General features: G+C 61.1%; 20 protein-coding genes, 2 tRNA genes and 1 pseudogene. 10 read left to right on the top strand and 13 right to left on the bottom strand.

Going from position 1 to position 23,034, the window contains the following annotated elements; translation table 11 throughout:
* Window positions 1-229: 229 nt before the first annotated feature.
* The 4 genes from AC04SG_RS28745 to AC04SG_RS28760 form a co-directional block, all read right to left on the bottom strand.
* Entirely contained in the window at window positions 230-484 is a 255-nt protein-coding gene (locus AC04SG_RS28745; protein ID WP_192258776.1) for a Trm112 family protein, read from the bottom strand.
* 46 nt (window positions 485-530) lie between these two features.
* Window positions 531-1,202 (bottom strand): LON peptidase substrate-binding domain-containing protein, encoded by a 672-nt coding sequence (locus AC04SG_RS28750; protein ID WP_192258777.1) that lies wholly within the window; start codon window positions 1,200-1,202, stop codon window positions 531-533.
* Between the two features lie 110 nt (window positions 1,203-1,312).
* On the bottom strand, window positions 1,313-2,308 hold the full coding sequence (trxA, locus tag AC04SG_RS28755; RefSeq protein WP_488553807.1) for a thioredoxin: 996 nt from the start codon (window positions 2,306-2,308) through the stop codon (window positions 1,313-1,315).
* A 142-nt stretch (window positions 2,309-2,450) separates the two neighbouring features.
* A complete protein-coding gene (locus AC04SG_RS28760) occupies window positions 2,451-2,948 on the bottom strand; it encodes a prolyl-tRNA synthetase associated domain-containing protein (RefSeq protein WP_488553808.1) in 498 nt (165 codons plus the stop codon).
* Window positions 2,949-3,175: 227 nt separating this feature from the next.
* Here AC04SG_RS28760 and AC04SG_RS28765 point away from each other — a divergent pair.
* Window positions 3,176-3,250, top strand: a tRNA-Gly gene (locus tag AC04SG_RS28765).
* 115 nt (window positions 3,251-3,365) lie between these two features.
* On the opposite strand, the gene AC04SG_RS28770 is transcribed toward AC04SG_RS28765, so the two are convergent.
* Complete coding sequence (locus tag AC04SG_RS28770; protein ID WP_488553809.1) at window positions 3,366-3,656, bottom strand: hypothetical protein; 291 nt, start codon at window positions 3,654-3,656, stop codon at window positions 3,366-3,368.
* Between the two features lie 79 nt (window positions 3,657-3,735).
* On the opposite strand from AC04SG_RS28770, the gene AC04SG_RS28775 reads away from it, so the two are divergent.
* A complete protein-coding gene (locus tag AC04SG_RS28775; protein WP_488553810.1) occupies window positions 3,736-5,571 on the top strand; it encodes a polysaccharide deacetylase family protein in 1,836 nt (611 codons plus the stop codon).
* Between the two features lie 178 nt (window positions 5,572-5,749).
* Window positions 5,750-7,192, top strand: a complete 1,443-nt coding sequence (locus AC04SG_RS28780) for a DUF5939 domain-containing protein (RefSeq protein WP_488553811.1) — start codon at window positions 5,750-5,752, stop codon at window positions 7,190-7,192.
* Between the two features lie 67 nt (window positions 7,193-7,259).
* On the opposite strand, the gene AC04SG_RS28785 is transcribed toward AC04SG_RS28780, so the two are convergent.
* Window positions 7,260-7,940: a peroxiredoxin-like family protein gene (locus tag AC04SG_RS28785; protein WP_192258806.1), complete on the bottom strand. Its 681-nt coding sequence runs from the start codon at window positions 7,938-7,940 to the stop codon at window positions 7,260-7,262.
* Between the two features lie 19 nt (window positions 7,941-7,959).
* Entirely contained in the window at window positions 7,960-11,244 is a 3,285-nt protein-coding gene (locus AC04SG_RS28790) for an adenylate/guanylate cyclase domain-containing protein (protein ID WP_488553812.1), read from the bottom strand.
* 279 nt (window positions 11,245-11,523) lie between these two features.
* Between AC04SG_RS28790 and AC04SG_RS28795 the strand changes: the two genes are divergently transcribed.
* Window positions 11,524-13,287 carry an adenylate/guanylate cyclase domain-containing protein gene (locus tag AC04SG_RS28795; RefSeq protein WP_488553813.1) on the top strand — a complete coding sequence of 588 codons (1,764 nt, stop codon included), beginning with the start codon at window positions 11,524-11,526 and terminating at the stop codon, window positions 13,285-13,287.
* A 16-nt stretch (window positions 13,288-13,303) separates the two neighbouring features.
* On the opposite strand, the gene AC04SG_RS28800 is transcribed toward AC04SG_RS28795, so the two are convergent.
* From AC04SG_RS28800 to AC04SG_RS28810, 3 genes are all read right to left on the bottom strand, one after another.
* Entirely contained in the window at window positions 13,304-14,683 is a 1,380-nt protein-coding gene (locus AC04SG_RS28800) for a hypothetical protein (protein WP_488553814.1), read from the bottom strand.
* Entirely contained in the window at window positions 14,683-15,198 is a 516-nt protein-coding gene (locus AC04SG_RS28805) for a GNAT family N-acetyltransferase (RefSeq protein ID WP_488553815.1), read from the bottom strand. The genes AC04SG_RS28800 and AC04SG_RS28805 overlap by 1 nt, the downstream gene beginning before the upstream one ends.
* 74 nt (window positions 15,199-15,272) lie before the next feature.
* Window positions 15,273-16,097: a hypothetical protein gene (locus AC04SG_RS28810; protein ID WP_488553816.1), complete on the bottom strand. Its 825-nt coding sequence runs from the start codon at window positions 16,095-16,097 to the stop codon at window positions 15,273-15,275.
* 316 nt (window positions 16,098-16,413) lie between these two features.
* On the opposite strand from AC04SG_RS28810, the gene AC04SG_RS28815 reads away from it, so the two are divergent.
* Window positions 16,414-17,829, top strand: a complete 1,416-nt coding sequence (locus AC04SG_RS28815) for a DUF5939 domain-containing protein (protein ID WP_488553817.1) — start codon at window positions 16,414-16,416, stop codon at window positions 17,827-17,829.
* Between the two features lie 573 nt (window positions 17,830-18,402).
* Here the strand turns inward: AC04SG_RS28815 and AC04SG_RS28820 are convergent.
* A complete protein-coding gene (locus AC04SG_RS28820; RefSeq protein ID WP_488553818.1) occupies window positions 18,403-18,591 on the bottom strand; it encodes a hypothetical protein in 189 nt (62 codons plus the stop codon).
* A 415-nt stretch (window positions 18,592-19,006) separates the two neighbouring features.
* On the opposite strand from AC04SG_RS28820, the gene AC04SG_RS28825 reads away from it, so the two are divergent.
* Window positions 19,007-19,783, top strand: a complete 777-nt coding sequence (locus tag AC04SG_RS28825; RefSeq protein WP_488553819.1) for a hypothetical protein — start codon at window positions 19,007-19,009, stop codon at window positions 19,781-19,783.
* On the opposite strand, the pseudogene AC04SG_RS28830 reads toward AC04SG_RS28825, so the two are convergent.
* Window positions 19,780-20,736: pseudogene (locus AC04SG_RS28830) on the bottom strand (IS1595 family transposase). The gene AC04SG_RS28825 and the pseudogene AC04SG_RS28830 sit on opposite strands and share 4 nt — an antisense overlap.
* Before the next feature lie 57 nt (window positions 20,737-20,793).
* Here AC04SG_RS28830 and AC04SG_RS28835 point away from each other — a divergent pair.
* The 4 genes from AC04SG_RS28835 to AC04SG_RS28850 all read left to right on the top strand — a co-directional run bounded on the left by AC04SG_RS28835 (window position 20,794) and on the right by AC04SG_RS28850 (window position 22,348).
* Window positions 20,794-21,072, top strand: a complete 279-nt coding sequence (locus tag AC04SG_RS28835; RefSeq protein WP_488553820.1) for a DUF6471 domain-containing protein — start codon at window positions 20,794-20,796, stop codon at window positions 21,070-21,072.
* Window positions 21,073-21,299: 227 nt separating this feature from the next.
* The gene (locus tag AC04SG_RS28840) at window positions 21,300-21,587 is read left to right on the top strand and encodes a hypothetical protein (protein ID WP_488553821.1); all 288 of its coding nucleotides are present in this window, start codon (window positions 21,300-21,302) and stop codon (window positions 21,585-21,587) included.
* Window positions 21,588-21,590: 3 nt separating this feature from the next.
* The gene (gene dcd / locus AC04SG_RS28845; RefSeq protein ID WP_488553822.1) at window positions 21,591-22,190 is read left to right on the top strand and encodes a dCTP deaminase; all 600 of its coding nucleotides are present in this window, start codon (window positions 21,591-21,593) and stop codon (window positions 22,188-22,190) included.
* 85 nt (window positions 22,191-22,275) lie between these two features.
* A tRNA-Glu gene (locus AC04SG_RS28850) sits at window positions 22,276-22,348 on the top strand.
* A 180-nt stretch (window positions 22,349-22,528) separates the two neighbouring features.
* Here the strand turns inward: AC04SG_RS28850 and AC04SG_RS28855 are convergent.
* On the bottom strand, window positions 22,529-23,008 hold the full coding sequence (locus tag AC04SG_RS28855) for a class I SAM-dependent methyltransferase (RefSeq protein ID WP_192258786.1): 480 nt from the start codon (window positions 23,006-23,008) through the stop codon (window positions 22,529-22,531).
* Between the last annotated feature and the right edge of the window lie 26 nt (window positions 23,009-23,034).

Raw genomic sequence — 23,034 nt, forward strand, 5'->3', positions numbered from 1 at the left:
CTCTTCATGCCCGCTCTACGCGCTGCCGCCGGAAAGGGCGAGTTCGCTCTCTTCTACAAACGCCTCATCGCCAATGGCAAAAAGCCAATGGTGGCTATCGTCGCCGTCATGCGAAAGATCGTCGTCACCCTAAATGCGAGACTAAGAGAGTTGATGACGAAGGGAGGAGCGTTTCGGTCAATCTCCAAGGTTTGCGATTTGCCCCTAAAAGGAGCGATCAGGGGGCCGATCAGCGTCCAGCCTGCGCCGGCCCACTCAGCCGCGGCGGCGACAGCACATCTTCCGCCGAAATCGTCCGCGCCTCCGAGGGCAGCATGATCGGGATGCCGTCGCGTACGGGGTAGGCGAGCTTGGCGATCCGCGAGATCAACTCGCCGCGTTCCGGGTCCCAGGCCAGCGGCCCCTTGGTCAGCGGGCAGGCCAGCAGCTCCAGCAGTTTTGGATCGACATTGGCCGTCTTGCCGTCACGTCCGTCCGCTGCCATCGTTCCTCTTTCAGCCAACCACCGGCCCAAGATGCGTTGACACACCTTACTGCAAACTCGAGCCAAAATCCTCATTTTCGCGCGCCAGCGCCATTTCGGTGATGGCGATCAGCGTCTCGGCACGGGCTCTCAAGTCGGGCGCTTCCAACAGCGCCTGTTTCTCGGCCGGGCCGTAAGGCGCCATCATCGACAGCGCGTTGACCAGCATGGCGTTTTCGGCGCGGCTGACGCTTTCCCAGTCGGCCTCGAGCTCATTGGCCTGCAGATAGGCGCGAAACGCTTTCAAGAGCGCCGGCCGGTCGACCTCGCTCGCCGCCTGGTCCTCGCTAAGATCGGTGAGGAACGGCGCCAGCTTGCATTGCCGGAACGGCGTCTTCAACGGCAGCTCATGCGTGATGCGGAACCGGCACACACCCTGCAGCGAAATCAAATAGCGGCCGTCGCCGCTCTCGGCCATCGAGATGATGCGCCCGGCGCAGCCGACATTGCACAGTTCCGGCTCGCCATCGGCGCGCAGTGCGCCGTCGAGGCTGGGCTGGATGATGCCGATCAGCCGCGCGCCGGCGATAGCCTCATCCACCATCTGCAGATAGCGCGGCTCGAAAATGTTGAGCGGCATGCGGCCGCCCGGCAGGAGCAGCGCGCCGGCAAGCGGAAACACCGGGATGGTCGACGGCAGATCCTTGCCGACCCGGTAATGTGCGTTTCCGACCTGCACTTAAGTCCTCCGATCGCTTCGGGCGCGACAGTATCGGCCTAATCTGGCGCAGCTGACGCCGGCCGCAAGGTCCCAAAACCATTCCGCCGGCAATTTCGCCGGCGAACGGCTCAGGAAAACAGCAGCGACGACAATTTGCGCCGCGCCGCCAGCGTCGCCTCGTCGGTCATGCCCCAGGCCTCGAACAGCTTCAGCAGCTGCGCCCTGGCGCCGTCCTCGTTCCAGGTGCGGTCGGCCTTGATGATGGCCAGCAGGTTGTCGGCCGCCGCATGGCGATCGCCTCGCGCATTCTGGACCATGGCTAGATCGAAACGCGCCTGGTGGTCGCCGGGATTGGCGGCCAGGCGCTGCTCGAACTCGGCGGGATTGCCAAGCGCTGCCGCTTCAGCCGCCAGCGTCATCTTGGCGCGCAGCGCGGCAAGTGCGGGCGCATCCTTCTTGGCCTCTGGTGCTGTTGCCAGCAGCGCCTCGGCGCCTTGCGCGTCGCCTGCCTCGAACAGAAGCTCGCCCAGCCCGGCGATCGCCTCGATCGTCTCCGGCGCCTGCGCCAGGATGGCGTCATAGATGTCGGCTGCGGTCTGCGCATCGCCCGCCGCATGCGCTTCGGCTGCCGCGGCCAAAGCTTCTGCGACCGGCGGCGCGCCATTGCCCTTGCCGCCGACCTTGGTGATGAATTCGCCGATCTGGCTCTCGGGAATGGCGCCCATGAAGCCGTCAACCGGCTGGCCGTCCTTGAAGGCGATGACCGCCGGGATCGACTGGATGCCGAGCTGGCCGGCGATCGAGGGATGATCGTCGATGTTCATCTTGACCAGCTTGACCTTGCCGCCGGCGGCCTTGACCGCCTTTTCCAGCTGCGGCGTGAGTTGCTTGCATGGCCCGCACCAAGGCGCCCAGAAATCGACCAGCACCGGCTGTTTCCGCGATTCCTGGATGACGTCGGCGGCGAAGGCGGCGGTCGTGGTGTCCTTGATCAGGTCTCCACCGGCCGGTGCCGCGCCGGGCACGGCCTTGGCCGGCTCGGCGCCGCCATACTGCACGGAGGTGGTGTACTGGCCGGAATTGCCGCCGAATTGGCCGCCAAACGGATTGTTGTTGTCGCTCATGTCGTCGCCCTTCCGGTCGCGCCCCTCGCCAGCGGAGCAGACGCGACATCCTTGCTAGAGCAATTCCAGGAAAAGTGTGAAGCGGTTTTCCGCCCGGAATTGCGTTGAAACAAAAAGTCAGTTTTCGCCATCCATGTGGCGATCAGGCCGAGACTTTCAAGATAGCAGCATCATGTCCAGTTGCCTCGACGAATCTGATGAGGTCGGCGGAAGTGATCGACGTCGTCGCCTCATTAATCAGCGGATGCGCATTGATGACGTCATGCGCCATCAAATCCTGGTCGAGCACCACCTTGACCCGTCTTTGGGTGTCGTTGATCAGCCCGAACACCGTGACGGCGCCCGGAATGACGCCGAGCAGCTCCATCAGCATCTCCGGCTTGCCGAAGGAGACACGGCTGGCGGCGCCGATGATCGTGTGGATCTGCTTCAGGTCGACGACCGCATCCTCGCCGACGCTAACCAGGAAGAAATTGTCCTTTTTGTCCTTGAGGAACAGGTTCTTCGTGTGGCCGCCCGAAATCTCGCCGCGCAGCGACTGCGAATCGGCGACAGTGTAGAGCGGCGGATGACGCACGGTCGACACCGATATGCCGAGATCGGCAAGAAAGGCGAAAAGCTCGGCTTCAGTCTTCGGCATCGATGGTCTTTCCCTATCTGGTACAAGTCTGGCCACGCGCAAAGCCGTTTACGGCCAATGATGCCGCCGAGACAAGACCGTCATGCGGGAAGTCAATGAATGACCAGCGTTGCCAACGAGGTTCGGCCAAGCGATTTTGGCGCCACCAAAAAGCCCGTCATTTCCCTGTTGCAATCGCCGCGCTCTTCAGCCATATAGGCCCGGCTTGCGGCCCTAGGGCCGTGTGAGCGGGTGTAGCTCAGGGGTAGAGCACAACCTTGCCAAGGTTGGGGTCGAGCGTTCGAATCGCTTCACCCGCTCCAATTTCCTCAAAGGGAATCAAGCGATGAAGAGGCGCCTTTCGGGGCGCCTTTTGCTTACATGGCTTTCTAAACCGGCAATGAAGGCTCATTGTAGGCGCGTTGCGGGACTCTCGTTCTACCTTAGAACCAGGCGCGGGTAAGACGGCGTGGCGCAAAATTCCTTGGTTTCCAGTTCGGCGAACGGCGGCACCGCTGCCGAAGCACTCGCGTGGCTCGCGTTGCGGAACGCCGCGTCGGATTGCGGCTCAGGTTTGCGCTCGATCGACACGCAGCCCTTGCGCGCGCTCCCGGCAGGACGCAAGTGGGCGGTTGAGATCGCCAAGGTGATCGTCGATGGCCTTATGGCGGGAAGCCTGTCGGCGCCGGCGCAATTGGCTGCCGGATGGGACAGATTCGGCGGCGCCATCACCGAGCTGATCGTCGGACTCGGCAAGATCTGGGACAATCCTGCGGCAGCTCGGCGCATCCAGTATCAGCTTGAGCAAATGCTTCTCGACGCCGACGATCTTGCCGCGCCGCGCAGGCTGGCGCGGACGCTTGGAATTCGCGTCGACGCTCGAAACCCGACCGCAACCGAACTGCCTGAAGGGATCGATCAGATCTACGCCCATCTGATGATGGATGGCCGGATCGAGGCTGTCGTGCAGTTCGGCGTGCTCGGAGCTGTGACAAGGGATCATTGGATTGAATTGATCCAGAATGTCGTGCCCGCTGAGCGGCTTGGCCTTGCAGCCGAGGCATCGTTACCCATGGCGGAAGGCCGGTCCGACCCGGACAGCCATTTCGGCAAACTCGCCCAATTGGCCGCGCAAGCGCGGGAGTTGGTTCGGTCGAGCGCCGAACCTGCACAGCCTCCTGCAACGCCACGCCGAGCACGGACCGCGGACAGGAATGATCGCACGGCGTTCTGGAACAGCTATTTCGCGACCGAGGATCCGTGGAAATACGGCTCGCTCTATGAGCAGGAAAAATATCAGCGGCAACTCGAAATCCTGCCTGCCGGTCCCATCAGACGGGCGCTTGAGCTGGCCTGCGCGGAGGGCCACTTCACGCGGCAGCTGGCGCCGCGTGTGGGCCATCTGGCCGCAACCGACATCTCCGCCATAGCCATCGAGCGGGCCCGTGCGCGATGCAGCGATCAGCCGAATGTTGAGTTCGGCGTACTGGATTTCGCTGCCGACACGTTGCCGGGTGAGATGGATCTGATCTTCTGTTCGGAAGTGCTCTATTATCTGGACGATCTCGCCGAGTTGCGGCGCATCGCCAAAAAATTCGCTGCGGCGTTGGCGCCTGGCGGCAGTTTCATCAGCGCACACGCATTCGTGCTGCGTGACAATGTCGAAAAGACGGGCTTCGACTGGAACACATTCGGTGCCCAAGCGATCTCCGAGACGCTGGCAGCGACCGAAGGCCTCGTGCTCGAGCAATCGATCCAGACCGAGCTCTACCGCATAGACCGCTTCCGCCGCCTGTCGTCGGACGATGTGGCGACGGAACCGGTGATCGATCATGTGCCAATCCGCGCGCCCATCGAAATCGGGGTCGCGCGAAACATCGTCTGGGGCGGGGCCCGGGCCTTGCGCCGCGACGTCGCGCGCAGCGAGCGGCGGCGGCGCATCCCTGTTCTCATGTATCACGGCGTCGCCGATGAAGGTCCGGCGGCACTCGCCCGTTTTCGGCTCGCGCCTGCCGCATTCGCCAGCCAGATGGCATGGCTGCGCGCCAATGGCTTTCACGCGATCAGGTCCGAGCAGCTGGAAGGCTTCATCGCCAACCGTCAGCCTTTCGCTGGCCGCCCGGTGGTCATCACCTTCGATGACGGCTTCCAGAATTTCGCCGACCACGCCTGGCCGATCTTGCGCGCCAACGACCTGACCGCGGAAGTGTTCCTGGTAACGGACCTGGTGGGTGAAACTGCAGGATGGGACGCCGACAGCGGTCCACCGGCGCAGCTTATGGGCGCCGGGACGGTGCGACGCCTCGCTGCCGAAGGCGCGTTCTTCGGCAGCCATATGGCGACGCATCGCGCGATCGATGGTCTGTCGAGCGCTGACCTGGCCGCCGAACTCTTGCGCTCTCGCATGTTCATCGAACGGTGGACAGGCCGGCCAACCACTGCGTTCGCGGCACCCTTCTCTGTCACCGACCGACGCCTCGGCCGACTGGCCAGGGAGTGCGGCTATCGAGTGGGCTTCGGCCGCAAACACGGGCCGGCGGACCTCGATAGCAATCCCATCGACCTTCCGCGCATTGAGATACGCGGGGACCGCTCGCTCGATGACTTTGTTGCCACTGTCGAGGCCGTGCTCGATGAACGCTGAACGTGTCAGTGTCCCGCCCACAATGCGCAAGATACAATCGACGAGACGCCCCGCAGCGTAAGCGCATAGTCCCGTGCGAGCGCCGCCCTAAGCCCTGAGACACGCGAAGGATTCCAACCATTCGCATCGGGCAGGTTTTTTAGTAGGCTGCCGCAGGCAAATTGGGGATTTCGGCGTGATGGTGGTCAACGATCGTCTTCTCGAAGGCAAGATGACCGAGATCGAGCAAGCGCGAGCATGGAGTCCGCGCGTAATCTCAAAATTCGAAACGCTTATCAGGAGCGGCGACGACCAGGCGCTCTATCGCGTCAATCCGCTGGCCTTCGCCCGAGACCGCGCAATCGCCGAGCCTGAAGCAATCGACCTTTTCCTTTACGCGGCCCGATACGGCCTGTTCGATATGAGCTGGGACGTGCTCTGTCCTCAGTCCGGGATGGTGCTCGACAGTTTCGGCGCCCTGCGCACGCTGCAGACGCATTACGTCTGTGGCCTGTGCGACGTATCGGGCGATACCGACCTCGACGACTTCATCGAGGTCTCCTTCTCCGTGTCGCCCCATCTGCGGCGCCTTCCGTTTCACGAGCCCCAAACGCTCTCTGTCGAGGATTTTCACTGGAAGCTGCGCTTCGGCCATGACGGGCGGCTGCCCGGGCAGGATGTACGCTTTCTGGATGTTCTGCGAGGCTTCGTGCGTGGCATGACGTTCCTGGCGCCGGGCACCACAACAATGCTGCGCGCTGATCTCGGTCCGGGCTCCCTGTCGGGCGTCAACGTGCAGACACAGGCGGCATTCGCTGTACCCATCTCAGGGGATCCGGCGTTGGCGCCGACACTTCTCAAGATCAACTATGACGGCAAGCGTTTCTTGCCGGCGTTGCCGGTCGTGCCACCCGGTCCGGTCGTCATTGAGGTTACGAATACCGGATCCGGTCGTGGCGCGTTGCTTCTCATCAACTGGCCGCCCGAGCTTGTCGCGCTGACGACCAAACCGACGCTCGATTTCGACCCATACGTTTCCGGCGGGGCGCTGCTCGCGCGGCAAACCTTCCGCCACCTCTTCCGTTCCGAGCGTGTCGACGAGAAGGAGGGGCTCGGCATCCGGCAGATCACCTTCCTGTTCACGGACCTCAAGGGGTCCACCGCCATGTATGAGCGCCTTGGCGACCTCAACGCCTATGCCCTGGTCCGCGAGCATTTCGCTCTGGTCAACGCGGCGGTTCAGCAACATTCCGGAGCGGTGGTCAAAACTATTGGAGATGCGGTGATGGCGGTATTTTCGCGGCCATCGGATGCAATCTCGGCCGCACTCCACATCTTTGAAGAAATCGATCGCTTCAACGGCGACCACGACGGGCCGGGGATCATCCTCAAGATCGGTGCCCACTGTGGACCGTCGATTGCCGTGACGCTCAACGACAACCTCGACTATTTCGGCCAGACCGTGAACGTCGCCGCGCGCGTGCAGTCACTGGCGGAAGCCGGACAGGTCTGCATCTCCGAGGCGCTCTATTGCGCACCCGGCGTGAGTGACCTGCTTGCGGGTCGAAGCGTCGTCGCGTTTGACGCGCCTCTTCGAGGCGTAGAGGGCGATGCAACTGTCTATCGCATCATGCCAGGATAGAACGCGACTGCGTGCCGCAGCCATTGCCTCGGCCCCAGTAACCCGCCTGTTTACCTCGTTCACAAGCCTATTGGGCGACCTGCGACACGGCAGACATCAGTTCCTGGGGGTTTGGCGCGCCAAACATGTATCGCCCACCCTCCGGCACCTCGGTGAAGCTCCAGCGGACGATCCCCTGCCGGTCCAGCAGGAACTGACCGACCAATTGCCCGTGTCCCGTTGCCATCATCTGCTGGTCGGCGTCGGTCATTTCGTAATGGTCCTTCTTGTCAAGGATTTCGCCGGCCGCCATAGGATTCATAGGACCGGGCAACTCGCCTGGCATGTCGACCCGCATATCCATCACCGATGCCATCGAGACCTTGTACGGCCAGTTCGTCTCGTTCTCGGTGAATTCGAGATTGGGCAGCCCAAAAGCACGATGTGAAGCGCGTTCCGGGTCCGAGGCCGCAAGCAGGTTCGGCATCGGGTGATAACGGAAATAGAGACGTGCCCGTTCGATCGGCGTGTTGACCACCGTCAGGCTCTGCACGCCCTTTTCACGCAGCTCCGGATCAAGCCGCGCCTGGGCGGCGATGTGGCGCCGGCAAAACGCACAATGCAGGCCTCGAAACAAGCCGACCAGCACGGGCTTTTGTCCGCGAAAGTCGTCAAGCGCGATCTTGCCTTCCTGGGTAATGGCGTCGAGGACCACGTTCGGCGCACGGTCGCCCGGCTGAAGCGGCAACAAGTCACTATGCGCGGACATTTCCAACCTCCACCCCCGGCTAGTCGAGAAACGGCAGCACCACAAGCCCTTCCGGGTCGAGCCCGTGCTGGGCGCATATACCCTGCGCCAGGGAAAAGTAGCGTTCGGCCTCGGGCAGATTGTCGAGGTCGAGATTAAGCGTTGCAAGACCATCATAGCACGGAAACAGCAGTTGCGGTTCGCCCGTTTCGCGGGCTACGTCCAGTGCTTCGTGGAACAAGCCAACCGCCAGGTCCGGACGGCCGTTGCACTGGTGGATCTGTCCAAGCACGATCAACGGCACCGCCAGGTGTTCGCGCTGGTCTAGCGCCCGGTCGATCTCGATGGCCTTCTCGGCAGCAGGCACGCCCTCCGTTGGGCAGCGATCCGTGAAAGTACAACAAGCCACCGCCAGATTGACGAGGAGGCGCGCCTGGAAGCCCAGATCACCAATACGGCGCGCCACTTCAAGACCGCGCCGACAGACCTCCATCGCCTTGGCCGGGTCGATGGTCGTGTAAAGCACGCCGAGATTGGTGTAGCCGCGGCAGGCCGCGCCCAGCAGACCGGCGGCTTCGGCCAATTCAATGCTGCGCTCAACCTGGCGCACGGCTTCATGGTTTCGCCCAAGGCGAGCCAGCGCAACACCCTTTGTATTGAGTGCCTCGGCGGTCACGAGAGTGGCATCCTCTGGCACATGCTCAGTTGTCAGAGCGCGTAGGCAATCCAGCGCCGCGTCCGCCCATTTTGCCGCGAGCGCATGATCTCCGCTACGGAATGCCTGTCGGCCACGCTCTTGCCACAGATGCGCCTGCTCGACCGGGGCATCCGCTCCATCGAGGAGCGCCGCCGCTTCAGCATAGCGGGATTCCGCGTTGTCCCGCTTGCCGACGTCCCAGAGCAGTCGACCTATCTTGCGCAAAACGCGCGCCGCAGCGACACGATCGGCTGACGCGCGGTACGCCTGCAGCACCGTCTCGTAGTGATGGTGCGCGATCTCGCGGCGGCCTGCCGGGCCGCTCAAATCGGCAATGCGCTCTGCAATTGCCAGTTTGAGCGGTGTTTGTGCCTTTTCGCCCAACGCGGTCAGCGCGCGCTCGTAGAAACGAAGGGCGTCGTCATTGGCGTATATCATGCGAGCGCGATCGCCCGCCGCCTGCAGGTAATGCGCCCCTCTCTCGCGCTCCGCGCTCAGTGCGAAATGGTGACCGAGCACGGTCAAATCCTCGAGCCGTTCCGGCTTGTCGCCGCACAATCGCTCCAAGGCGGCGCCGACCCGCCCGTGGATGTCGGTCCGGCGTTGCAGGAGCAGGTTCTGGTAGATCACGTCCTGCAGCAATGTTTGCGTAAAGCGGTAGCTTTGCGACGAGACAGAACCAGATCCGGCAACTTCCTCGATGATTTCCGCATCGCAAAGCAGTTCGCAGCCGGCCTCCAGGCGGCCGGGGTCGACCGTCACGGCCTTCAGAAGCGTGGCATCGAAGCGCGGGCCGATTACCGCGGCTTCCTGGGCCAACCGGCGCACGTCTTGAGGCAGCCGGTCGACGCGAGCAAGTAACATTGCCTGGATCGTTGCGGGGATGCCGGTTGCGACTTCGCCTGCCACGGTCCGCCATTGCTGACCCTCGCGCGTCAACACACCGCGATCGATAAGGCCACGAACGATCTCCTCGATAAAAAGCGGGTTGCCACCCGCGCGCTCGAGAATCTGGTCGAGAAGGCCTCCCGCGGAGTTTACCCAACTCTCGCCGAAAAGCGCCGCCACCAGGCTGCGTCCGTCATGGCCGCTGAGCGGCGAAAGCCTGAGCGCTGTGTGACTGACCCGACTTGAGTCGAGCTGGTCGTTGTCCGGCGCCGGACGATGCGTGACCAGCAACATCAACCGCGTCCGTTCCAGCCTGTCCATCACGAAACGCAGTGCCTCGAGCGAGACGGCGTCGGCCCAGTGCAGGTCTTCGACGACAATCAACAGCGGCGACAACGCAAGCCGCCGTTCGATGATTGTGCGGACTGCGTAGAGAATTTGCCGCCGCAGCTGCTCGGGCTCGACATGCTGCAAAGTGGCATCGGGGTCGCCAAGGCCAAGCACATGGTAGAGCAAAGGCATCAGCCGCTTCGCCTCCTCACCCTGCAGGCCGAGATCGGTCAGTAAGGCTGCGAGCTTGTCCCGCATTTCGTCGCCATTGTCGTTTTGCATCATCCCGGCAGCGCTGCGCACCACTGCGCCCAGGGCGCCGAATGATTGTTCGCCCAGCGGTGAGCATGTGGCCTGCCGCACGGCGACATTGCGAAAACGATCCTCGTCGCCGACGCGGGCGACGAACTCCTTCACCAGCCGCGATTTCCCGATACCGGCTTCTCCGACGAGGCGGACAAGTTGGGCCGAGCCGCCGCACGCCTGGTCAAGGCTCGCCAGCATTCTGTTGAGCTCCGCATCACGGCCTATCATCGGCGCACTGAGGCCGAGCGCCTCGAGCCCACGCGCTGCACGCGGCGCGGCCAGCGGTGCATCCAGTCGATGGACGAGCACACTGCCGGCCTTGCCGCGCAAGACGACATCGCCCAGCGACTCGTAAGAGAAGGCATGCCGGGTCAGCCTGTGCGTGAGCTCACCCACCAGCACCTCACCCGGCGCTGCCAGCGATTGCAGGCGTTGCGCCGTGTTCACCGTGTCGCCGGTCACCGAATAGGATTTGGCGGTGCCGATGCCCAATCCGCCGGTAACGACCGGACCCGTGTTTATGCCGATATGGAGCAACAGAGGCGAACCGGAGCGGGCTGTGCTTTCACCGAGCCGCGCCGTCCGGGCGATCATGTCGAGAGCGGCGTGAAGCGCGCGTTCCGGATCGTCCTCATGCGCGACCGGCGCACCGAACAAGGCGAGCAGTGCATCGCCGATGAATTTGTCGACGAAGCCACCAAAGTTTCGCACGGCCGCCGTCAATTCCTTGAACAGTTCGTTCTGCAGCGCTTGCATGACTTCGGGGTCGAGCTGCTCGCTGAGTGTCGTGAAGCCGCAGAGGTCGGCGAACAGGACCGTTACCGTCCGTCGATCGGCGTCAGAGACGGGAGGCTGCCCTTCTCCGCTTTCGATGTTCGGCGACGGAGTTCGAGAGGGTGGCGCAATGGTCCGGCCTGGTGTCGGAGCAGGCCGTTCAACGGCCTTTGCGGACGCACCGACGCTTGCCCCACATTTCGGACAGAACTCGAAATCGGGTGCTAAGGCGTAGCCGCAACTGGCGCAAGGCACGGGCTGGCGCCGGCCACACTTCGGACAAAAGGCGTAGCCGCCCTCAATCTCGAAACCGCAGCCCGAGCAGTCCATAATCACCTCACCACAGCATGATGCCGAAAAATGTAAAGCGGTTTTCGGACGACATCATGCTCTATCTCTTTGACCGGGGGCATGACGCGTGATCTCGCCACGCTCGTCACGGCCAGCACAAGGATGAACCGATAGTCGTCAACCGGCAAGCGGCAGCGCAAATGGGCATCCGGGAGGGTTCGGCGGCAGAGCGCTGCCGACGGGCGGCTAGCCGTTGTTTGTAAAAGTTCCCTCCCAGCCCCTATCTTCCTGCTATCGTGGAGATGAGGAGGCGGACGCATGAGTGAGAACCGTAAGCTGGCCGCAATCCTGGCCGCAGATGTGGTCGGATACAGCCGACTCGCGAGCGCGGACGAAGATCGCACGTTGGCGAGGTTGCGGACGCTGCGCAGCGACCTGATCGATCCGACCATCGCAGTGCACAACGGACGGGTGATCAAGCGCACCGGCGATGGGGCACTGGTCGAGTTCCGCAGTGTGGTGGATGCCGTGCGCTGCGCCGTTGAGGTTCAGAACGGCATGGCTGAACGCAATGCCGGCGTGCCGCAGGACCGCCGCATCGAGTTCAGGATCGGCATCCATCTGGGGGATGTGGTCGAAGAAAGCGACGGCGACCTGATGGGCGACGGCGTCAACATCGCCTCGCGTCTGGAGGGCGTCGCGGCGCCCGGCGCGATCTGCCTGTCCGAGGATGCCTATCGCCAGGTCAAGGCGAGGCTCGACCTTTCGGTCAGCGATCTCGGCAGCACACAGCTCAAAAACATCGCCGAGCCGATCCGGGTCTATTCACTGCAAGTCGGGACCAAGGCGGCCGCGACCCCGGAAACCGTGACGAGCCGGCCGGCCACGGCAGCGCCGCCGAAACTGTCGATCGCCGTGCTGCCGTTCGCCAACATGAGCGGTGACGCTGAACAGGACTACTTCGCCGACGGCATTTCCGAAGACATCATCACGGCGCTGTCCAAACTGTCGCAGCTCTTCGTCATCGCACGCAATTCGTCGTTCACCTTCAAGGGCCAGAACGTCCATGTGCAGGACGTCGGCGCGAAGCTAGGCGTACGGCATGTGCTTGAGGGCAGCGTACGCAAATCGGGCAACAGGGTGCGCATCACTGCGCAGCTCATCGATGCAATCTCGGGCGGCCATCTGTGGGCGGAGCGGTTCGATCGCGACCTGACCGACATATTCGCCGTGCAGGACGACGTGACGCAGCAGATCGTCGGTGCGCTGGCGCTCAACCTGACTGATGGCGCCCGTCCGCGGCTGGCTCCGGAGCCCCCGCGCAACACGGAGGCGTATGACTGTTTCCTGCGCGGCCGGGAGCTGTGGCACCGGCTGACGAAGGAGACGAACACCGCGGCCCGCGGCCTCTTGCAACGTGCCACCGAGCTGGACCCGAACTTTGCCTCTGCCTACGCCTTCCTTGCCCTCACGCACGGCATTGATTACCTGAACAGGTGGGGTGCGTCACCGCCGGAATCGATGGCGCAAGCCGAAGAAGCCGCAACGCGAGCGGTGACGCTGGATGACAACGATCCCTGGGCGCACTGGGCGCTGGCGATAGCCAAGCTGTACACACGACGGCACGATGAGGCCGTCGACGAGGTCGAGCGCGCACTGGCCCTCAATCCGAACTTCGCCGAAGCGCATGTCTGCCGCGGCGAAACGCTGTACTATTCAGGCAGACCCGAGGAGGCCCTCGAGAGTTTCGCCCGGGGAAAGACCTTGAACCCGTACTTTCCGGATGTGGTTCTGCACTTCCAGGCTTTGGCGTTGTTTCAACTGGGAAGGTACGACGAGGCCGTTGACCTCTTGCTGCAACGGCTGGCCCGCAACGCGGCCACCGATGTCTCGCGCGCGCTTCTGGCCGCCAGCTACGGCCATCTGGGCCGTTTGGAGGAGGCTCGCGCGGCATGGCAGGAGGTGCTTCGCGTCAATCCCGACTTTTCGCTGGAATACCGTCGCAAAGTCTTGCCTTACAAGGACCCTGCCGATTTCGAACTCATGGTCGACGGCCTCCGCAAGGCCGGCGTGGTGAAATGATCGGGTAGCGGCCTGCTCAGACGCCAAAGGCCCGGCCGATCTTGCGCCATCGGGCGTTTTCGCGAACCAGTTTCAAGTCGTCGGTCGTCTCCGCAAATGTCCGCAAACGGTATTGCCGGAGCAGATCCGGAAAGAGCGCCCCTACCGGCAGGCCGGCAAGCTGCTCGCGGACCGAGGTCTGTTCATCGATGACCCGCATGCCCCAGGCATTTTCCCGAACCTCAAGCTCCGCAGCCAGATCGCGCTCCTCGGGAGCGTTTTCATCCAGCGCAGCCAGCAGGATCGAGTGGAAAAGCGCGACATAGCCAATCTGTCTCAGGCCACCCACAACCCGCACCCGCGGCAAAATGGCGAGCACAAGGAACATCAGGAACAAGTTCGGCAAAAGCACGCCGTCCAGCAGCGCCTGCCTGAGATGCGGCCGCTCGAACGGGATGGAAACACCATGCGGCCTGTCGGGCTCGATCAGGCGCCCGTTCTCCAGCACAAGCTTGCGCACGCGCTCTTCGCGAATGCCCCAGAAATAGTCAGTGGCATTGGGCAGGAATCTGCCGAATGGGCCCGATGAGGCCTCTTGCAAGGCATGGTCGAGACGCTGGCGCCTTGCGGGCTCAAAGAGCAGCCTAGAAAGAAGGCTGCCATCATCGTCCAGATGCCGCGCCATGGCGGAAGCGGCGAGCCGATCGTCGATGAAAACCGGCCGGGCCATGCCGGAACGATCCCAGTCGGCGACCAGATTCCCGTTGAGTTCTGTCAGCGCATCGGCAGCGGTTGCAAACACCTTGTCCTGGCTGGCGAGCAGTGTACCCAGCCAGCGGCTGGCATCCGTCTCATCGCCCACCGCTTCGAGGGCGCGCTTGTTGAGGGAGACGGGACCGGCCGCGCAGACGCTTTTGCGGCACAGTTTGTGGCGCCCCATGCCAAACAAATTGACCTTGTCGTCGCCGAAATCGAGCCATCCCGGTCCTTCCTGGCCGACGGTCTCCATGGTCATCGTCGTTCCCATGAAGCCGAAGAAGGCCGACAGCCCGTTTTCGACCGCGCCGAGCCAGGCGAGCAGCAGGGCATCGAAGGTGATCCGGTCCATCAGAAGCAGGCAGTGCAGGCCGGACTGGATCACTGGTCTGTGCTCGAATTCGTCGAGCGCCTTGCCGACCTCTTCGGGCTGCATGATCGCAGCAAGCCGCTGATGCAGAACGTCGCGCAGGATCGAGCGGGCAGCGATCGACGGGCCTGATGCAGGGCTTGCCACCGGCCGCCACAGATGGCGGGCGTAGTCGGAAACCGGCGCATTCCAGTTCTGCTCGATGTCATGCACCACTTCCGGGCAGAGCAGCGACAGCACGGCCAGAATTTCCGCCGGAGGCGCAGGGGCTGGGGCAAGGATGGCGGTCATCAGAACCGCAGCCGCGCCATGCTCAGGAGATCGTGGTACCGCCCGTCGGTAAAGCCGGCCTTCACATGCCGGCCTTCGACCTCGAAGCCGTGGCTGGTGTAGAGGCGGATGGCCGGTTCGTTGTCGGCATAAACGGTCAATTCGACCCGCTTCAGGGCGCGCCAGTTGTCGGCCACATCAAGCAGCGCGGCGAGTATGGCAGAGCCTATGCCCTTGCCGACAAAGCCGTCGTCAAGGCCGATGTTGATCTCGCCTATATGCGAACGGCGCGGCGAACCTTGCACGACCAGGCTGCCATGGCCGACCACCTTGCCGTCCATCTCGGCAACGATCCAGGTGGTTTCCGGACCGGACTTGGCGATGCGCCGCTCCACCTGCTCCACCATCTCGAACGGCATCCTGAGCGTGCCCCAGCGGAAGCCCGGCATGTTGAAGATGGCGCAAAGCGCCTCCGCATCGCTTGGCCGTACGGCCCGGAGCTGCGGCTGGATCTTCTCTGGGGATGGCGAGGTCATGGTTTTCCTGGCGAAGGCTATCAGCCCCGCACGATGCACCGGACATCACCTGAAAATCCAGCCGTCTCTGCAGCCTATGATGCCGATTGCGCGCTGAAATACCGGGAAGCGGCGATGAGTTTGGCGCCGCCACTGACGCCGATCCAGCCGAAAAGGGCGAGCCAGCACAATGTCCTGGTCGCCGTCCAGTCGATCCGGTGCACCGCAGCGTCGGTGATGATAAGGCCAAGAATGGCAAGCAGGCCAACCAGAAACTGCGCCAGGCCGAGCACCAGCAGCTCCTCGCGCGGTGCGCTTTTCGAGACGAGATATGCGCCGCCAGCGCCGGCGAGGAAGATGGCGCTGTAGACTTGGGCGTGAAAGGGATCGACCGGCCATGGCCAGGTGCTGCTGACCATCAGGGGAAACAGCAACATGCCGACGCCATAGAGCCCAAGGATCGCCGTTTCTGCCAACATGTAGCCGCGCCATGCGGGGTTCAGGGTCATGCCTTTTGCTGAAGGACGGGCCCTGGAACGCCACAGGAACAGCCCGGATACCGCGGCCGAGGCAAGATAGACCAGGAACCATAACCAGGTCGCTTTTCGCCCGAAGTTGAAATAGCCGAGATTGATCAACGAAACCGCCGACACGATGACGGTGAAGATGAAGGCCATGACGAGCACCAGCCTGCCGGGCGACCAGCGATTCCAGAACAAGAGCGCCGCCATCACCGCCATTTCGGCGGTGTAGAAGCCGCCGAGGAAGCGGGCACTGAATGGCGTGACAGGCCAAGGCCAACGCGGCTTGACCAGTGCCGGCGCGAAAAACAGGCCGGCGCCCACGATCAGGACGATGATGACCCCTAAGGAGAAAATGCGCAGGGCCGCCGGAAATGGCGGGTTGTCGGATGTCGGCATGGAGAAAGCCCCCAAAATGCATGCCCAATGTAGCATCATAGTGCCGCTTGCGGCCGGTGAAAATCGGCGGACGGAAATCGAACTGTCACCAGGCTTGTCTATTCGAATGGCCGTACGGCCCGTTTCGGCGTAAAATGGCGGACTCGGACCAAGGAGCGGTCCGGCCAACCCGCCTAGAGCCGGATGATTTCAGGTCTGTCCGACCTGAAATCTGAATCCGTCTCTAAATCAAGAGATAGAGCATGATGTCGTCCGAAAAACCGCTTCACACTTTTCGGCATCATGCTCTAGTGGCGCATTTTCCGGAGCCTGCACGATGAACGAAGCTCAGGATCTGTTCTCGCTTCTGCGGCAATCGACCGATGTCGATCCGCAGGCAATCGACGCGATCCGGCGAACCATCGCGGAAGGTAAGGACCGCGAACTTTGCCGCATCAACGCGCTGGCCTTCGCCAGCAAGCATGGCCTCGACGAGGAACGCGCCATCAGCGCCTTTCTCCATGCGGCGCGGGTGGGCATCTTCGACATTTCCTGGAATGTTCTGTGCCCCGGCTGTGGCGGCGTGCTCGACACCAACGCCACGCTGAAAACGATGCAGAGGGACGAATACACCTGCTCGCTGTGCTCCCAGGACTATTCGCCGACCCTCGACGAGATGGTCGAGGTAACATTCACCGTCAGTCCCCGCGTGCGCAGGATTGCCGCCCACAATCCGCACGAACTGCCGTTGGTGGAATATTACCGCCAGATCTACTGGGGGTCCGGCGCCGATCTTCCGGAAGAGGATCTGGCGAAACAGATGGAATCGTTCTCGCTGGAGGATCTCGAGCTTGCGCCCGGTGAAAAGGCGGTTCTGCACATACAGCTTCCGTCCCAATTCGTCATCGTCTTCGAGCCTGTCACCCATTCTGCACAGTTCATCGACGTGAAGGGTGAACCTGCGACAGAGCGCCGAACTCTCTCTCTGGTCTTCGACCGCGACCATGTCCAGAGCCAGACGCTGGAGATGCAACCCGGCCCGTTGCGCATTTCGCTGGAAAACAGGACAGACACCCGCGTGCTGCCGGCGGTCTTCATCGCCGGCCATGCATTGCATGATTTCCTCGGCAAGCGCCGGCCCTTCGTGACCGCCAAGCGCCTGCTCACCAACCAGACGTTCCGCGATCTCTATCGCACGGATACGCTCGACATCAACCAACGACTGAAGATCACCAGCCTGACCTTCCTTTTCACCGACCTGCGCGGATCGACCGAGCTCTATGAGCGGGTGGGCGATCTTTCAGCCTTCGATCTCGTGCGCGAGCACTTCCAGGTTCTGCACGAGATCGTCGCGGCGGAGGCAGGCGCGGTTGTGAAGACGATCGGTGATGCGGTGATGGCGACCTTCGCGACGCCAGATCGTGCGATTGCCGCGGCCCTCAGGATGCGCGATGCCATGCGTGCGCTCAATGACAAGAGCGGGCGCGAGGACCTTCTGCTCAAGATCGGAGTCCATGCCGGGCCCTGCATCGCCGTGTCCATGAACGAGCGGCAGGACTATTTCGGCCAGACGGTCAACATTGCTTCACGGGTCCAGAACCTTGCCAAGGCACAGGCGATCTTCGCCACGCGTGCCGTGGTCGACGACAATCTCACCGCCGATCTGTTGAAAAGGAACGCGCTGACGCCCGTGCCTCATGAGGTCTCGCTGCGCGGCATTGAGCGGGAGATAGCAGTCTATACGATCCCCTGAAGACTTGGTCCCTAGAGCAATTCCAGGAAAAGTGCGGCATAATGGAGCAAACTCACCAAATATGATGTTTGCGCCATCGTAAACGATGTGTATATCATCGTGCATGGTGAACATTCGCGATTACGATAAAGCACGCCGAGCTAACCACCCTGCGTGACAAGTATCGCGCCGAGATCAAAAAGCTGACGGTTGATATAGACCATCTGGACGCGGCCATTCGGCTGTTCGATCCGAATGCTGACACGCGGGCGATAAAGGAATACGTGACCAAGCACCGGGCGCAGAAAGGCTCCGTGAAGCGTTTCGTACTCAACACCATGCGGGAAGCCAACACGCCGCTTACGTCGCGCCAGATCACCGAGCTATGGTTGCTGACCGTGGCCTAGCCGCCGACGAGGAGACCGTCACCGCGATAAGGAAACGCATCGGCGCTTGCATAAAGGTCTGTGTCATCCAAGGGCTGGTCGAGGATTGCGGCTGGACCGACGACCACGACGCATTCGGCCCTTACAAGCTATGGAAACTGAAAAGGGGCGACCAGTAGGCCGCCCGCATTTCGTCAATATCGCCTGCTTAGGACGGGAAGTCAGTCGGCAGCGACGGCGCAGGCGGAACGTCAGGGTACTTTCGGCCCATCATGACGTCCGCTACGCGGCCCTGATTGATCTGGAAATACGACGCGATACGCGCGTAGTTGTAATCCAGATGGCGGGCCAGCTTGATCACCGGAACCATCTCCGGAGTGAGCTTGCGGTCTTGCATCGATGCAGTCTCCTAAAGCCCCTTGAAGCGGGCGCCAGGAAATGCGAATCTACGGCTGCGAGGCTGTTAGATCGTCATTCCCAGCACTCCCGCCCAGCGGGTTGGGTTTGTCCGCTGACACCATGGGTCACATTGCATTTTCGGGGTTCAGCCGATTTGCTTTGTGGCCCTTCGTGTTACTGCCGCCCGGCACGGTGTTCATGGTGCCGCTCAGCTACCGCTATCAATGTCCGCCTCCAATCTGCGCTCGTGCTGGAATCGCCTCACGCAGCGACAATAATCGTCTGGCGCTGGCGGTCGGTCAAGAGAAAAGATTCTTAGGAAATTTTCTCATCCTCACGATTTTCTTTCTTTCTTGCGCCATTGAGAATATACTTCGGCGGATCAAACCTCGATTCCAACCGGAGAAATTGACATGGATTCACGCCAGAGAAGTCCGAGCTACCCAAGCACGCCATTAGAACAAGCTATTGATATGGCTCGGGAATTGCATCTTGTTGAACGCACGAATCCAGTAGATCGGGAAGTGGCTGCGAAGGCCATGGGCTACAGCGGCATTTCCGGGCGCTCAGCTACCATACTCTCTAACCTCATTCAGTTTGGGTTACTGGCGAAGACGGGGAAAAACGAAGTTCGCCTGACACCACGAGCCGTTGAAATCCTGTATCCCGATACGCAAGCCACGAGAGCGATGGCACTTCGGGAAGCAGCAAGAGAACCCGAGCTTTTTCAACGCATTATGGACCGTTTCACGGATGGTTTGCCGTCTCAAACTGCTCTGGAAGCGTTTTTGATTAGGCAGGGGTTCACACATACTGCTATCCCCGCTGCGACGAGAGCCTTCTTAGATACCTTTCTCTTTTTGGAGAATGCGATCGGAAGCGAAAGTTATTCACAAGCGGCCCTTCCGGTGGTTGAATCGCAACCAAATCAACAGGTTGAGAGGATTCCGCAAATGACCGTCGCCCAGCTGCCTCCGCCGCTCGCAGAGAGACAGGTAAGCCAACACGATCAAGGGCCTCAGCCATATGAGGTCAGCATCCGGCAAAAAATGCTTTGGATCTCAGGGACTATTCGCGACCAAGCCGAAGCTGATGACGTGATCGCAGTAATCAACGGGCTCAAATCAATGCTGCCCGCGCCCCGCGCCGATCAGGACGAAAAGGACGAAGATTACCCTCATCCGGGCTAGGCGCAGCGCTGCCAGTATCCATAGAGCCTTTTCGACTTCGGGGCGACACTGACAGCGTAGGTCGCCATCGCATACTGAGTGCCGTTCGCCTCGCGGCGGTTATCTTCCCGCCATGCCATCTCGGCGGCGTAGGAACCGAGATAGTCGCCAGCGATACGATGATGAATGCCGATCTCGGCGCGGCGGATGCGCGAGAAAAAGCTCTCCGCGGCGTTGGTGCAAGCGCCATCCTTTGAATAGGCTTCCTGATGGTTGATGCGCTTTATCGGGAAGTAGGCCGCCAGCCTGTCCCAGTGTGACGCCTCGTCGGCGTGGACGGTCGAGCCGTGCTGCACATTGGCGGCGAAGAATGCAACGCCATCGGCTTCCGTGCGGCCAACGTGGATGATGGTGCGGCCATCGGTTTCACGTGCAACGATGACCGACTGGCGCTTGCCGGATTGGCGGCAAGGCGACGGTCCTAGCGGTCGGCGCGGTTGTTTTCCGGTTTCACGTAGCCGCCAAAGTAAGCGCCATCTACTGCCACGTCGCCGGATAGCGCGCCTTCTGCGCGGGCCAGCTTTATGGCTTCGCGGACCTTGTGAAGCATCACGAAGGCGGTTTTGTAATCAACAGAGAGGTCGCGGGAGAGTTGAAGGGCGCTATAGCCCTTGGCGCCGTTTATGAAGACGGCGATGGCGGCGAGAATATCGCGCACGGCCAGCTTGCGGCTGGCAAAGATCGTGCCTGACGTGATGCTGAATTGCTTGTAGCAAGCGCGGCACTTGTAAACCTGGCGCGTCTTGAGGTCGTAGGCATCGACGTCGCCGCATTCCGGGGCAGACCGGCTCCCCATCCGTTTCCGACCAGCGTATCTTGCGGAAAGCTGTCCGGGCTTCCGTGTCCGACATGCGCATGACCTTGACCAATGAGAGGGTCTTGGCGGCGGGGGAGAGGAGGAAATGCTGAGACACATCACATCCGATGATGTTGTGCATCGGATATAGGACATTGAATCAGCACATGCAAGGGTGTATATCATCATCCATGATGTTTTTTCAGGAGAAATGATGATGTCGGATAATTCCCTGACTGCGCCCTATGAGGAGCAGGCGAAAAACATACTGAAAGGCGAGTTGAAGCGCCGAGGCATAACCTATGCCGCGCTGGCCGAAAAACTGACCGCGAAGGGCGCGCATGAAAGCGAGCGCAATCTGGCGAACAAGATAAGCCGGGGCAGTTTCACCGCCGCGTTTTTCATGATGTGCATGGACGTAATCGGCGTCAGGCAAGTCAATCTGGAAGCGTAGGGGAAGGGTGACAAACTGGCGAACGGTCCGTTAACCCGGAACCGGCGACACTTGAAACACGTTTGTGATTCGCTTCCGGGTAAAAAATGGATCACAGTGTTCTTGTTCCGTTCGCTGTGACTCCAAAAGCACGCTCAAGGAAAATATTTCTGGATCGTTTATGGCGAATAGGAATCTGGAATGACATTTGATCAACTCTCGAATCAGACAGGTAGGGGAGATTCATCGTGGTAAACTTTATTATTGGGAGCAGCATAGGGATCGTCTGCAAGGTAAATCCCGGCCCATTTGACGATGAGATGCTTGTTGAGTTTGACTCTATTGACGGCAAGGTGTCAGGGTTCACGCGCAAAGAAAATATTCGTGAAACGGGGGGGCAGCACTTTATCAAGGGTAAGGTCTTATCTGTGCAGGGTGAGGTTGTGACCGTTATGGTCGAAGGCTCTTTCTTCTCGACCAACGGGCTTGCAAATGTCACCGCAAACAAGGTGGAGACTCTTCCTCTCGCTGCATAATGGATGATACTTTCACAGTCGGAAATTAGGGCGGAAGTCGAGGCGGGTCGGATTGTTTTCGATCCGCCGTTAGAGGAAAAACAATGGGGTGAAGCGTCGGTCGATCTGCGACTAGGCTTCGATTTCACGAAACTTCAACCCGCTGATGGAGCTACATTCTCTGTAGCGGGCGGTCTTGGGACGATTGCTAGGGCTGGTATCTATGCCAAGCAACGGCTCTCCACTGACAACGGCATGGGAAAACCGGAAAAATTCGAGCTGGGCTCAGGTGAGTTTGTTCTTGCGCTGACCCACGAACGCATCTCCATGCCAAAACATCTTATCGCTCTTGTCGAAGGCCGAAGCACCTATGCGCGTGTGGGTCTTTCGATGCACCAAACCGCGCCTTGGATACAGCCGGGTTGGAGCGGCCAAATCACCTTGGAAATCAGAAACAGTGGGCCGTTGGATATAGCCCTCCAACCGCTGCTGGACCGACCCTGCCAGCTCACATTCTTTCAACTCACATCAGAGCTTGGCGCCGACCAAGCTTACGGCGCGCAAGATGGCGGACGGTATCAAAACCAAACAAGCGCCCTGCCGGGCGGCAAGTCAGGCGGCTAGCCGCGTACTTGAGCAGCCCACCTCTCCACTTGACGTGGCGTCAACCAATAACTAGATGCTGGCGTGCGACCCCGGCGGTCTGCTTGATCGCCTATAGTTTAACGGTAGAATAACGGATTTTCACTCCGCAGGTTCTGGTTCGAATCCAGGTGGGGTCGCTAAATTTCCTCCCCGGCAACCACATATGCAGCGGGAAACATCATCATATTTGGTGAGTTTGCTCCATAATACCGGAAAAGTGTGAGCGGTTTTCCGTCCGGGAATTGCGAAAAACAAAGAGATAGAGGGGTTCGCCGTTTCCGTAAAACGGGAAACGCTATAAGGACCCGTCTCCACCCTCACACGCGCTTGCAGAGAAAATAACGATCGGCGGGCTCCGAAGTCGGCGCCGGCAGGCGTTGCAGCTGCGGGTGATCGAGCGGCGTGCCGCTCACCGCGAAGCCGCCGACGCGAAGCATGCCCGCAATCAGATCGGGAAGCCAGGTGGCGGTCACTGCATCGCGATCTTCATAGCCGGTGCCGATGTCGGCATGGACAAGAGCGGCGTCGATGCCAATGAATCTCCTCGCCGTCTCGCGTATATCGCCGAGCACGAGATTTTCAGCGTCGGGAATTGAGCTGGCGTGTGCGCCAACTTCGCGGTCGAACACCACGATCCGGCGTCCGGGCAGGCGCTCGCGCAGATGGTGGAACGTCCGGCCATTGCCGAGGCCGAGCTCGAACACAAGCCCCTCCATCTTCGCCACCTCGGGGCAGATTTGATTGAGAATGTCGCGCTGTGCGGTCATCCTGCTGATGAAATTATCGAGGCGACTCATATGCGATTGTATGTCCTGAACCAGCA

This window comes from Mesorhizobium sp. CNPSo 4684 (assembly GCF_057784315.1).